This is a genomic window from Micromonospora sp. NPDC049257, assembly GCF_040678915.1.
GTDB lineage: Bacteria > Actinomycetota > Actinomycetes > Mycobacteriales > Micromonosporaceae > Micromonospora > Micromonospora antibiotica.
In genome coordinates, this window is sequence record NZ_JBFAQU010000027.1 from 16,203 (window position 1) to 28,686 (window position 12,484).

Genomic DNA, 12,484 nt, shown 5'->3' on the forward strand with positions numbered 1-12,484 from the left:
GAGAGAATGACCGCACGCCGACAGTCGCCCACCCGTCCACCATGTGGGACGCCCGGTTCACGGTCGACGGGAATTCCCGCTGCTCAGCCACCAGATGTGCACTCCGGTCCAGACCGCCACGCCGGCGGCGATGCCGACACACAGCGGCACCAGGCCGTCCCAGCCGGTCGACGCCACCGCCACCATGACCACCCCCAGCAGGGTGAACTTGGCGATGTACAGGCCCAGCCCGAGCGGCAGCACCAACTGCGGGTTGATCGCGTCGGCCCAGGCCAGCACCACTGTGGTCAGGGTGTAGCTGAGCACGGTCACCGCCACCCCGGCCGCCGCGCCCGCCGCCGCGGCCCCGCCGCCGGTCAGCCCGCCGACCACCGCCGCGACCGCCCCCAACACCGCCGAGGCGGCCAGCAGCACCGGCAGGTGGCGCAACCGCCAGCCCCGTTCGTCGGCCACCTCCGGCGCGCGTACCCCCGGCTCAGCCACGCGGTCCCACCGGATCGCCGACCAGCCTGACCAGCTGCGGACCGGCGGCGTCGAACCGGTCGGAGGCCGGCACCCACGAGGTGCGCTTCACGTTCTCCACAGCGAAAGAGTCTACGGAGCCGCACACTGGTGACCGTGAGATGCCTCGTCACCGGCGCGACCGGATACATCGGCGGACGGCTCGCGCCCCGCCTGATCGCCGAGGGGCACCAGGTGCGCTGCCTGGCCCGCAAGGCCGGTCGGCTGCGCGACGTGCCCTGGGCGGCCCGCGCCGAGGTCACCGAGGGGGACCTGCGCAAACCCGAGACGCTGGCAGCCGCGTTCGCCGACGTCGACGTCGCGTACTACCTGGTGCACTCGCTCGGGCAGGGCGACTTCGAGGCCGCCGACCGGGAGGCCGCCACCAACTTCGCCGCAGCCGCCGCGGCAGCCGGCGTACGCCGCATCGTCTACCTCGGTGGGCCGGAGCCGGCGGGCGGCGACAGCGTGTCGTCGCCGCACCTGCGGTCCCGGGCCGAGGTGGCCCGGATCCTGCTGGCCGGCGACGTACCCACGGTGGTGCTGCGGGCCGCCGTGATCATCGGGTCCGGGTCGGCCTCGTTCGAGATGCTGCGCTACCTCACCGAACGGCTGCCGGCCATGATCACCCCCCGGTGGGTCCGCAACCGCATCCAGCCGATCGCCGTCCGGGACGTGCTGCGCTACCTGGTCGGCTGTGCCACCCTGCCACCCGAGGTGGACCGGGCCTTCGACATCGGTGGGCCGGACGTGCTCACCTTCCGGGAGATGATGCAGCGCTACGCGCAGGTCGCCGGCCTACGCCGCCGGATCATCGTGCCGGTCCGTCCGCTCACCCCGTCGCTCTCCTCGCACTGGGTGGGGCTGATCACCCCGGTGCCGAACGCCATCGCCCGGCCCCTGGTCGAGAGCCTGATCCACGAGGCGGTGACGCACGAACACGACATCGCCCGCTGGTTGCCCGACCCGCCGGGCGGGCTGACCGGCTTCGACGACGCCGTCGCGCTGGCCCTGACCAAGGTGCGCGACGCCCAGGTGGAGACCCGCTGGTCCAACGCGAGCGGCCCGGACGCGCCGGCCGAGCCGCTGCCGTCGGATCCGGACTGGTCCGGCGGCACGGTCTACACCGACGTACGGGAACGTGCGGTCGACGCCCCACCGGGCGCGCTCTGGCGGGTCATCGAGGGCGTCGGCGGCGAACACGGGTGGTACTCGTTCCCGCTCGCCTGGTCGGTACGCGGCTGGCTGGACCGACTGGTCGGCGGGGTCGGACTGCGTCGGGGCCGACGCGACCCGCACCACCTCCAGGTCGGTGAGGCGCTGGACTTCTGGCGGGTGGAGGAGATCGTCCCCGGCGAGCTGCTGCGGCTGCGCGCCGAGATGCGGCTACCCGGTCGGGCCTGGCTGGAGCTGCGCGCCGAGCCGGCCGGCGCGGGCCGCAGCCGGTACGTCCAACGCGCCGTCTTCCTCCCCCGCGGCCTGCCCGGTCACCTCTACTGGCACTCGGTGGCACCCTTCCACGCCGTCATCTTCGGCGGCATGGCCCGCAACATCGCCAACCACGCCCCCACCCGCTGACCCCGCTCAGTTGCCCGTACGGGGGGCCGGGGCGGGGCGGTAGGTGATCGACTCGCCGGGTGGGACGAAGTCCCGGACCGGGGCATCGGCCAGGGCGGCGAACAGGATGCGGCCCACCGCGTCGACCATCCGGGACTGGACGGCGGCACCGACGGCGTCGCGTGGGTCGTCCGGGTTGGCGGCGATCTGGGCCACCGCGAGCTGCGGGGTGAAAGCCACCACCGACTCGGTCTCGTTCCGCTCCGAACTGCCGGTCTTGCCGGCCACCGGGCGACCCAGCCCCGTCCGGAGCTTCTCCGCCGTGCCACCGTCGCAGCGGCGGTACATCGACTGGTCGCCGACCGGGCAGCGGGCCGCGTCGGCGGCGGCCCGGGCCACCTCGGTGTCGACCACCTGCCGGCAGTCGGGCCGACCGGCGGCCACCTCCTTCCCGGCGTTGTCCCTGATCGACACGACCGGCAGCGGCGCACACCAGGTCCCCTCGGCGGCCACCGTGGCGTACGCGTTGGCCAGGTCGAGCGGGGTGGTGGAGGAGACCCCCAGGGTGAACGCCCCCCAGTCGCGGGCCCCGGACCGGGCCAGTTCGGCGTCGTCGGCGGCGCGGAACCGGATGCCCAGCCGCTCGGCCATCTCCACCACCCGCTCCGCGCCGACCTGCTCGGTGAGCCAGGCGAAGTAGGTGTTCACCGAACGGCCGAAGGCGGTCCACATGGTGCGGTAGCCGTCCATCCACTCGGGGGTGGCGTTGGCCGGGCACCACCGGCCGCCGCAACTGGCCCGGGCGTCGTCGGTCGGGAAGCGGGTCACGATCCGGCTGGGCGCGATGAAACCCGTCTCCAGGGGCCGCCCGGACTCCAGGGCGGCCAGCAGGGTGAACAGCTTGAACGTCGAGCCGGCCTGGTAGCCCTCGATGCCGCCGCCACCGGCGATCAGCTGGTTGACCGTGTTCGGATAGTTCCGCTGCCCGGCCGGGTTGGGGGTGACGCTGTAGTGGCGGTTCACCGCCAGGGCGAGCACCCGCCCGGTGCCGGGCTGGACCACCGCCACCGGCGCCGCCCGGGGATCGTCGACGTCGTAGATGTCGGTCGCCTGGCGGACGGCGGAACGCTGCACGGCCGGGTCGAGCGAGGAGACGATCCGGAAGCCGCCCCGGCGCAGGTTGTCCTGCCGCTCGGCGGCGGTGGCACCGAAGGCGGGCTGGTCGCTCCACCACTGGGTGAACCAGTCGCAGAAGAAACCCCAGTCGTTGCGCTGCTCGGGCACGGCGGTGCAGTCGTTCGGCGTCCGGCTGGGGCGCAACGTCAGCGGCGCGTCCCGGGCCACCGCCGCGTCCTCCGCCGGCACCTGGGCCAACGCCACCATCCGGTCCAGCACGTACGACCGGCGGGTCAGCGCCGCGTCGGCGTCGCCGTTGATCGGATCGTCGGTGTCCGGGGAGCGGACCAGCCCGGCCAGCAGCGTCGCCTGGGCCAGGGTCAGCCGGGCCGGGGTGGTGGAGAAGTACCGCTTGGCCGCCGCGGCGATGCCGTACGCCCCGGCACCGAAGTACGCGATGTTGAGGTAGCGGGTGAGGATCTCGTCCTTGGTCAGTTCGCGCTCCAGCGCCAGGGCGTACCGCATCTCCTGGAGCTTGCGGGCGGTGCTGATCTCGGTGGCCTTCTTCCGCTGCTCCTTGGTCAGCCGGGGATCGCTGCTGAGCACGTTACGGACGTACTGCATGGTCAGCGTGGAGGCACCCTGCCGGGCCCGGCCGTCGCGCTGGTTGGCGGTGAAGGCCCGGACCACGCCCCGCACGTCGACACCCCGGTGCTGGTAGAACCGGGCGTCCTCGGCGGCCACGATCGCCTGCCGCATCACCGGGGCGACCTTGGCCAGCGGCACGTCCACCCGGTCCTCGGTGTAGAACGAGGTGATCAGGGTGACGCCGTCGGCGGCGTAGAGGGTGGAGCGTTGGGCGGTGGGTGGGGTGCGCAGCGTGTTGGGCAGTTCGGCGTAGGAGGACGCCAGCCCGCCGAAGCCGATGCCGAACACCAGGGCGAGCGGCAGGGCGGCCGCCGCCAGCACCAGACCGGCGAGCACGCCGGCGATCAGCACGGTGAACACCTTGTCGAGGTGGGCCCGGATCATCAGTGCTCCCCGCAGGAGTCGTCAGGACCCGTTCAGCATGACCCGCAAAACCACCCGAACTCTCATCTTTCCCCGAAACCGGAGGAAGATCGCGAGAAGGACACGGCGCGCACTGCGGGACACGCCGCACCCATCACCCGCAGGAGACCGGCACCGCCACCCGCCGCAACCGGCGCGGCCGGGAGCCCGGCGCCCCGCCTTGAAGCCAGCGCAGCGAGAAGACCGGAAGCCAGCGCAGCGAGAAGATCAGGGCAGCAGCGCCGAGGCGAGCGGGTGCACCGTCTCCTCGATCTCGTCGGCCACCCGGCTGAAGCACTGGTCACCCCGGCCCCACGGATCGTCCAGGTCGTCGGAGTGCAACGAGGCCGTCCCCTGCCGGGCCGCGTCGACCGCCGCCACCAGGGCCACCCCCCGGGCGTACACGGCGTCCGGGGTGGCCTGGGCCGATGGCAGAGCGGCCACGTCCACCGTGGCGAGCAGCCGGCCGAACTCCCCCAGCACGAAGGTGCGACCGGCCGCGTCCGGGCGCAACGCCACCACGTACTCCTGCTGGTCGGCGGTGGCGGTGAGGACGAGGTCGGCGGCGTCGATCAGGTCGGAACGCAGCTTGCGGGCGGCGAACCCGTCCACGTCACCACCCCGGCCCAGCACCTGCCGGGCGGCGGGCGGGTTCATCTCCTCCCCCGCGTGCCAGCCGCCGGTGCCGGCGCTGTGGCTGTGCAGCAACGCGTCCGAACCGGCCGGGTCGACGCCGAGCCGGCCCAACCGCTCGCGGACGGCGAGCACCAGCAACCGCTCGGCCATCGGGGACCGGCAGATGTTGCCCATGCAGACGTGCAGGACGGTGAACGGCGGCACTCAGGCTCCCCGCTCGTCGAGGATGTCCGGCGCCACGTCACGGAGCTGGTCCAGGTTGATCGCGCCGACCCGGAGCAGCCGGGGCACCTCGGCGGTCAGGTCGACGATGGTGCTCGGCACCGGATCGGGGCACTCCCCGGCCTCCAGATAGACCCGCACCGAGTAGCTGAGCTGGTCGCGGGCCTGCTCGGCGGTCAGTGCCGCCGGCTGGCCCACCTTGTTGGCCGAGGCCACCGCCATCGGGCCGGTCTCCCGCAGCACCTCCAGCGCCACCGGGTGCAACGGCATCCGCACCGCGACCGTCCCGCTGGCGTCGCCCAGGTCCCAGGCGAGGCTCGGCGAGTGCTCCACCACGATGGTCAACGCCCCCGGCCAGAACGCCTCGACCAGGTCACGGGCCGCCTTGGGCAGCGAGAAGACCAGGCCGTCGAGGGTGTGCCGGGAACCGATCAACACCGGCGGCGCCTGCTGGCTGCCGCCCCGGGCATCGGAGAGGGCCTTCACCGCGTACGGGGTGAACGCGTCCGCGCCGATCCCGTAGACCGTGTCGGTGGGCAGAACGACCAGCTCGCCGTTCTTGACCGCCTCGATCGCCGCGGCGACACCGCGGTCCCGGTCGGCGGGCGACCGACAGTCGTAGAGCATCACGAGGAGCCAGTCTGCCACGCCGACGCCCGGACGGCGTGCGGGCCGTCCGACCGGCGGGACGCGGTGGCGAACCGGGCCCGCCCGGCCAGGTCCCGGTGGGCCCGCACCGCCGCGTACCGGCCGTCGGCGGTGAGCAGCGCCGGCACCGCCGCGCCGTGCGTGTCGTCGTGCTCGACGCCCAGCTCGCCGCCGGGTCGTAGCAGCTCGGCCGCCCGGCGCAGCACCGGCCGCAACACCGTCAACCCGTCGGCCCCGCCGAACACCGCCTCGTCCGGGTCGTACCCGGCCACCTCCGGCGGGACCGCCACCGCACGCGGCACGTACGGCGGGTTGCACAGCAGCACGTCCACCGCACCGACCAGGTCGGCGAGCAGCCCCGCACCGGTGACGTCGGCCACCACCACCTCGACCGGCCGGTCCCCGGCGGCGGCCCGCTCGGCGGCGTTGCGGCGCAGCCAGGGCAGCGCGGCCGGGGACCGCTCCACCGCCACCACCCGGGCCGCCGGCACCTCCTGGGCCACCGCCAGCGCGATCGCCCCCGAACCGCTGCACAGGTCGACCACCACCGGGGCGTCCCGGGTCAGCGCCCGCTCGATCCCCCAGCCGGCCAGCAGCTCCGTCTCCGGGCGGGGCACGAAGACCCCCGGCCCGACCGCCAGCTCCAGGTGCCGGAAACCGGCCCGGCCGGTCAGGTGCTGCAACGGCTCACGATCGGCCCGCCGGGCCACCAGCGCCTCGTAGCGGGTCCGCTGGGCGTGGGTGAAGCCGTCGGACAGCACGAGCCGCCCCCGGGGCACCTCCAGCACGTACGCGGCGAGCTGCTCCGCCTCGGCGCGGGCCGACGCCACCCCGGCGGCGGCGAGGGTACGGGCGGCTCGGGCCACCACGGGCGAAGTCCGCTCGCGTTCTGTCCCTTCGGACGGGTGGCACGGGAGTGAGGTCACGCCATAATCATGAGGCGTCGCCGGCCGCGCCACGAGTGGGTGCGTCCGGGCGCACACCGACGGGAGGTTCGCCAGGTGGGGTGGCTCGACCGGGTCGATGACCAGGTTGACGCCCTGACCCATGCCCGCGACCTCCAGGAGGCCAGCCGCTCGGCCGAGGCGGTCGGGGTCCTCGACCGGGTGCTGCGCACCACCGCCGACCCGTACACGAAGGCCGACGCGCTGGTGCAGCGGCTCTGCGCGCTGATCAACCTCGGTCGGACGGCCGAGTTCACCCGGGCCATCGAGGAGGCCTCCGGGGCCGTGCGGGACCTCCCCGAGCCCTACCTGCACGGGCACCTCAACGCGCTGGCCGCGCTGGCCGCGCACCACCAGGGCGCGCTGGACCGCTGCGTCATGCACCTGGTCCGGGCCTCGCGGGCGCTCAAGGCGGCGGAGGACCGGGACCGGGACACCGCCTGGGGCTGGCACGACCTGGCGATGGCCTACTCCTACCTCAGCTTCCACGGCCATGCGCTGGGCGCGATCGAGCGGGCCCGCCAGCACGGCGCCGCCGCCGGCATCCCCGAGGAGACCTTCGCCGCCCCGGGCATCCGGCTGCGCAACGCCGTCGCCCTGGACCACAACGGCGACAGCGACGGCTGCCTGCGGGTGCTCCGCGACATCGCCGCCGACCTGGCCCGTTTCGTCGCCGACGGCCGGGCCGAGCGGCTGCGGCCGAGCAGCCTCGCCGCCTACGGCTACGCGGCGGCCCGCCGGACGGCGCTCGGCGACCCGGGCCCGGTCGGCCCGGAGCCGGCCCGGCTGCTCGACCACAGCGGGGACAGCGCCCGGGCCCGGGACATGCGGCAGCTCGGCCACGTCTGCCTGGCGGTCGCCGACGGACGCCCGATCGAGGCGATCACCCGGCTGGACTCGGCCCGGGTGTCGGCCGAGACGCTCGGCGCGGCGGAGCCGTCCCGGCTGCGCAGCATCGCCTTCTCCCGGGCCGGCGACCACGCCGCCGCGCACCGCGCCGACCGGATGGCGTTCCGGCTGGCCGGGCAGCGCAACGACCGGCTGCGGGACGTCTACATCGACGGCATCGCGTTGCGCATCGACCACGAGGAGATGCGCCGGGAGGCGGCCCGCTACGAGGGTGAGGCGCTGACCGACCCGCTCACCGGGCTGCCCAACCGGCGTCAGTTGGAGCGGCACATCGCCTCGGTGGTGTCCCGGGGCGAGCGGGTGGTGATCGGCGTCTGCGACCTGGACGGCTTCAAGGCGGTCAACACCACCCACGGCCACCACTCCGGCGACCTGGTGCTGCAACGCATCGCCGGGGTGATCAACCGGGTGATGCGGCGGGGCGACTTCGTGGCCCGCTACGGCGGCGACGAGTTCGTGGTGGTGCTCTCCGGGGCCGGCATGGCCGAGGCCGCCGAGGTGACCCGCCGGATCGACGCGGCCGTGCGTACCGAGGACTGGGAGTCGCTGGTGCCCGGCACTCCGGTCGGGTTGAGCATCGGCTTCGCCGAGGTCAGCGGCACCGGGACCGCGCTACGCGACGCCCTCGGCGCCGCGTTCGAGATCGCCGACCGGGAGATGCTGCGGGCCAAGAACCGCACCCGCGCCTCCTGACCGCGCCGGGGACGGCCCGGGTGACCCGGCCCGGCGGCGACGCAGCCGGTGGCGGGCCACCGCTGGTGGGGCGCCGGTGGCGGGGCGCGGTCAGCGGCGGGTCAGCTCGGTGTCGCCGGCCAGCCGGGCGGCCCGGTCGGCCTCGGTGAGGGCGTCGAGGACCCCGTCCAGTTCCCCGGCGAGCGCCAGGTCGAGGTTGTACGCCGTGTAGCCGATCCGGTGGTCGGTGATCCGGTTCTGCGGGAAGTTGTAGGTGCGGATCCGCTCCGAGCGGTCCACGGTGCGCACCTGCGCCCGGCGGGCGTCCGAGGCGGCGGCGTCGGCCTGCTCCTGGGCCACCGCCAGCAACCGGGCCCGCAGGATGCGCATCGCCTGCTCCCGGTTCTGCAGTTGGGACTTCTCGTTCTGGCAGGAGACCACCACCCCGGTCGGCAGGTGGGTGATCCGTACCGCCGAGTCGGTGGTGTTCACCGACTGGCCGCCCGGCCCGGACGAGCGGAACACGTCGATGCGCAGCTCGTTGGGGTCGATGGTGACGTCGACGTCCTCGGCCTCGGGCAGCACCAGGACGCCGGCCGCGCTGGTGTGGATGCGGCCCTGCGACTCGGTGACCGGGACCCGCTGGACCCGGTGCACGCCACCCTCCCACTTCAGCCGGGACCAGACGCCGTTGCCGCCGTCCGGGACCCCCTTGGTCTTGATCGCCAACGAGACGTCCTTGACCCCGCCGAGGTCGGAGTCCTGCGCGTCGATCACCTCGGTCAGCCACCCGTGCCGCTCGGCGTAGCGGGTGTACATCCGCAGCAGGTCCCCGGCGAACAGCGCGGACTCCTCGCCGCCCTCACCGGCCTTGATCTCGATGATCACGTCCTTGGCGTCGTGCGGGTCGCGGGGGATCAGCAGCTCGGCCAGCCGCTCCTCCAGCGCCGGCAGGGTCGCCGCGATCGAGTCCGCCTCCTCGCCGAACGCCGGGTCCTCGGCTGCCAGCTCCCGGGCCGCGACCAGGTCGGCGCGGGTCTGCTCCAGCTCGTCGGCGGCCTTGTGCAGTGGGACCAGCGCGGCGTAACGACGACCGACCCGGCGGGCGGTGTTCTGGTCGGCGTGGATGGCCGGGTCGGCCAGCCGCTTCTCCAGCTCGGCGTACTCGTCGAGGAGGGCGGCCAGGCGCTCGCTGCTCATGTGGGGGTGCTCCTTCGACGGATCCGGTGCAGAGGGAAGGCTGAGGTGAAAAGTAGGACGTAACGGACGACGCCCGCGTCCGGCACGGGGCCGGACACGGGCGTCGTCGGTGGAGCTACTTGGCCTTCTTCGCCTGAACCTTGGCGTACTTCTGCTGGAACTTGGCGACCCGGCCGGCGGTGTCGAGGACGCGCTGCTTGCCGGTGTAGAACGGGTGGCAGGCGCTGCAGGTCTCGACCGAGATCGAACCGCCCTTGGCGGTGCTGCGGGTCGTGAAGGAGTTGCCGCAGGAGCACTTGACCTCGGTCGTCGTGTACTCCGGGTGGATGTTGGGCTTCATGTCGCCTCGGTCCTTTCGTCAGGTGGTCGCCGGGTCGCCGCTGATCCCCCGTCGCCTGGTGCGCGACGGACTCGGGCGTGAACCGGAACCGGTGGCCGATTGACCAGTGTGCCATGGGCGTTAGCCGACCCGACGGGCGGGCCACACGATCGGTCCGGCAGTCGTAACGCCGGCCCACCACCCGTCATTCCCGCTGCTCGCGCCCACCATTCCTGCCCCGGCGCACCGACCGGCCGGGCGGGCTCCTCCCCCAGGTTCAGGAGCCCGCCCGGCCGGACCGCCGGGCGGCGCACGCCTCCCCAGGTCTGCGCCGCCCTCCGGTGGCCGGCCCGGCCGGATCGGCCGGGAACCGCACCTCCAGTCAACCCGGCGGCGCACACAACTTTCAAGAGCTGCCAGGTCTGCCGAAAGAAAAGTCCACCGACGGGGATTCCCACCTACAGGACTCCGGGGGTACGACGAAGGGCACGACCGGAGCGGCCGTGCCCTTCGTCGTGGTCTCACCCGGGAGGGGTCACTCCCCCGGCGTCGACTTGGCGATCTGCATCAGGAACTCGATGTTGGTGCGGGACTGCTTGAGCCGGTCGAGCAGCAGGTCCAGCGCCGCCTGCGAGTCCAGCGAGTGCAGGACCTTGCGGAGCTTGTGGATGATGGCCAGCTCCTCCGGCGCGAGCAGGATCTCCTCCTTGCGGGTACCCGAGGAACTGACGTCCACCGCCGGGAAGGTCCGCTTGTCGGCGATCTTCCGGTCCAGCTTCAGCTCCGCGTTGCCGGTGCCCTTGAACTCCTCGAAGATGACCGTGTCCGCCATCGACCCGGTCTCCACCAGCGCGGTGGCGAGAATGGTCAGCGAGCCGCCGTTCTCGATGTTGCGGGCCGCACCCAGGAAGCGCTTCGGCGGGTAGAGCGCGGTGGAGTCGATACCACCGGACATGATCCGCCCGGAGGCCGGCGCCGCCAGGTTGTACGACCGGCCGAGCCGGGTCACCGAGTCGAGCAGCACGACCACGTCGTGCCCCAGCTCGACCAGGCGCTTGGCCCGCTCGATCGCCAACTCCGCCACCGTGGTGTGGTCCTGCGGCGGACGGTCGAACGTGGCCGCGATGACCTCGCCCTTCACCGAACGCTGCATGTCGGTGACCTCTTCGGGCCGCTCGTCGACCAGCACCACCATCAGGTGGCACTCCGGGTTGTTGTGGGTGATCGCGTTCGCGATCGCCTGGAGCACCATCGTCTTACCGGCCTTGGGCGGCGACACGATCAGCGCCCGCTGCCCCTTGCCCAACGGCATGACCAGGTCGATCACCCGGGTGGTCAGGATGTGCGGCTCGGTCTCCAGCCGCAACCGCTCCTGCGGGTAGAGCGGGGTCAGCTTGTAGAACTCGGGACGACGCTTCGCCTCGTCCGGCTCCATGCCGTTGATGGTGTCCAACCGGACCAGCGGGTTGTACTTGTCCCGCCGCTGGTCACCGCTGGCGCTGCTGTCCCGGGTGGCCCGGACGGCGCCGGTGATCGCGTCACCCCGGCGCAGACCGTACTTCTTGATCTGCGACATGGAGACGTACACGTCGTTCGGGCCGGCCAGGTAGCCGGTGGTCCGGACGAAGGCGTAGTTGTCGAGCACGTCGATGATCCCGGCCACCGGGACCAGCACCTCGTCCTCGCCGACCTGCGGCTCACGGCTGCCGCCGCCGTTGTCGTTGCCGCCCTCGACCCGGTCGCCCCGGCCACGCCGGCGGTCCCGGAACCGGCTGCGCCGACCCCGCCGGCCACCGCCCTCGTCGTCATCCGAGTCGTCGCGGTTGTCGCGGTTGTCGCGCTGACCACGCTCGCCCGAGCGGTCACCCCGGTCGTTGCGGTCGGACCGCTCGCCCCGGTCGCCCCGGTCGTTGCGGTCACCCCGGTCGGAGCGCTCGTTGCCGCCGCGCTCGGCCCGCTCGCCACGGTCGCCGCCCGTCCGCTCGGCCCGGTCGTTGCCGGCCCGCTCACCACGGTCGTTACCGGTACGGCCGGCGCGGTCGTTGTCCGTCCGCTCGACCCGGTCGCTGCCGGCCCGCTCGGCCCGGTCCACGCCGGTCCGCTCACCACGGTCGTTACCGGCCCGCTCGGCCCGGTCCACGCCGGTCCGCTCGCCACGGTCCCGACCGCTGCGTCCCTCGGCCCGCTCGGGACGCTCGCCGGTCTCGACCGGTGCCTCCTCGGTACGGGTCTCCACGGGTCGGGCCTCGACGGGTCGGGCCTCGGCGGCCCGCGGCTCGGCGGCCGGCCGGGCCTCGGCGGTGCTGGCCCGGCTGCGCCGGGTCCGGGTCCGACCCTCGGTCTCACCGGTGGCGGCAGGGGTCGCCGACGCCGGCTCGGTGGCCCGCTCCGGGGTGGTCACCTCGGCACGCACCTCCTCCCGGACGGGGGCAGCCGCAGCAGCAACCTCGGCCCGCGGTCGAGGGGTGCCGGTCGCGGCGCCGCCCTGCTGCCGCTCGGAGATCGCGCTGATCAGCTCGCCCTTGCGCATGCGGGCGGTCCCGGAGATGCCGAGCGACGCGGCCAGGCTCTGCAGCTCCGGCAGCAGCATCGCCGACAGGCCGGTGCCGCTACGCCGACGGCGGGCGGGGGCGGCGGTGGTGGCATCGCCAGCGACGTTGGAAACATCCGACGTCACGTCGGTGGTGTCGCTCAATGGAATCCTTCCCTC

General features: G+C 73.6%; 10 protein-coding genes. 2 read left to right on the plus strand and 8 right to left on the minus strand.

The annotated features are described in order from the left end of the window. Positions 1-57 precede the first annotated feature (57 nt). Complete coding sequence (locus tag AB0K25_RS27025; RefSeq protein WP_208568403.1) at positions 58-483, minus strand: hypothetical protein; 426 nt, start codon at positions 481-483, stop codon at positions 58-60. Positions 484-618: 135 nt separating this feature from the next. Here AB0K25_RS27025 and AB0K25_RS27030 point away from each other — a divergent pair, with 135 nt between their 5' ends. Beyond that, positions 619-2,079 carry an SDR family oxidoreductase gene (locus tag AB0K25_RS27030; RefSeq protein WP_357534993.1) on the plus strand — a complete coding sequence of 487 codons (1,461 nt, stop codon included), beginning with the start codon at positions 619-621 and terminating at the stop codon, positions 2,077-2,079. A 6-nt stretch (positions 2,080-2,085) separates the two neighbouring features. Here AB0K25_RS27030 and AB0K25_RS27035 read toward each other — a convergent pair whose 3' ends face one another. From AB0K25_RS27035 to prmC, 4 genes are all read right to left on the minus strand, one after another. Then, positions 2,086-4,206, minus strand: coding sequence for a transglycosylase domain-containing protein (locus AB0K25_RS27035; RefSeq protein WP_357534995.1), 2,121 nt, complete (start codon positions 4,204-4,206; stop codon positions 2,086-2,088). Positions 4,207-4,452: 246 nt separating this feature from the next. Further along, positions 4,453-5,064: a phosphotyrosine protein phosphatase gene (locus AB0K25_RS27040; protein ID WP_357534997.1), complete on the minus strand. Its 612-nt coding sequence runs from the start codon at positions 5,062-5,064 to the stop codon at positions 4,453-4,455. Next, positions 5,065-5,709 (minus strand): L-threonylcarbamoyladenylate synthase, encoded by a 645-nt coding sequence (locus AB0K25_RS27045; protein WP_363823426.1) that lies wholly within the window; start codon positions 5,707-5,709, stop codon positions 5,065-5,067. Further along, positions 5,709-6,656 carry a peptide chain release factor N(5)-glutamine methyltransferase gene (gene prmC / locus AB0K25_RS27050; RefSeq protein ID WP_357534999.1) on the minus strand — a complete coding sequence of 316 codons (948 nt, stop codon included), beginning with the start codon at positions 6,654-6,656 and terminating at the stop codon, positions 5,709-5,711. The genes AB0K25_RS27045 and prmC overlap by 1 nt, the downstream gene beginning before the upstream one ends. Positions 6,657-6,731: 75 nt before the next feature. Between prmC and AB0K25_RS27055 the strand changes: the two genes are divergently transcribed. Continuing rightward, complete coding sequence (locus tag AB0K25_RS27055) at positions 6,732-8,276, plus strand: GGDEF domain-containing protein (RefSeq protein WP_219464448.1); 1,545 nt, start codon at positions 6,732-6,734, stop codon at positions 8,274-8,276. 90 nt (positions 8,277-8,366) lie between these two features. Here the strand turns inward: AB0K25_RS27055 and prfA are convergent, their stop codons facing one another. From prfA to rho, 3 genes are all read right to left on the minus strand, one after another. Then, positions 8,367-9,455 (minus strand): peptide chain release factor 1, encoded by a 1,089-nt coding sequence (gene prfA / locus AB0K25_RS27060; RefSeq protein WP_219464449.1) that lies wholly within the window; start codon positions 9,453-9,455, stop codon positions 8,367-8,369. A gap of 115 nt (positions 9,456-9,570) precedes the next feature. Continuing rightward, positions 9,571-9,795 (minus strand): 50S ribosomal protein L31, encoded by a 225-nt coding sequence (gene rpmE / locus AB0K25_RS27065; protein WP_088642795.1) that lies wholly within the window; start codon positions 9,793-9,795, stop codon positions 9,571-9,573. A gap of 514 nt (positions 9,796-10,309) precedes the next feature. Continuing rightward, entirely contained in the window at positions 10,310-12,469 is a 2,160-nt protein-coding gene (rho, locus tag AB0K25_RS27070; RefSeq protein ID WP_357535001.1) for a transcription termination factor Rho, read from the minus strand. Between the last annotated feature and the right edge of the window lie 15 nt (positions 12,470-12,484).

Coding starts and splice junctions, on each gene's coding strand:
- AB0K25_RS27035 (WP_357534995.1), bottom strand. CDS start 4,206: ATGATCCGGGCCCACCTCGACAAGGTGTTCACCGTGCTGATCGCCGGC.
- AB0K25_RS27045 (WP_363823426.1), bottom strand. CDS start 5,709: ATGCTCTACGACTGTCGGTCGCCCGCCGACCGGGACCGCGGTGTCGCC.
- prfA (WP_219464449.1), bottom strand. CDS start 9,455: ATGAGCAGCGAGCGCCTGGCCGCCCTCCTCGACGAGTACGCCGAGCTG.
- rpmE (WP_088642795.1), bottom strand. CDS start 9,795: ATGAAGCCCAACATCCACCCGGAGTACACGACGACCGAGGTCAAGTGC.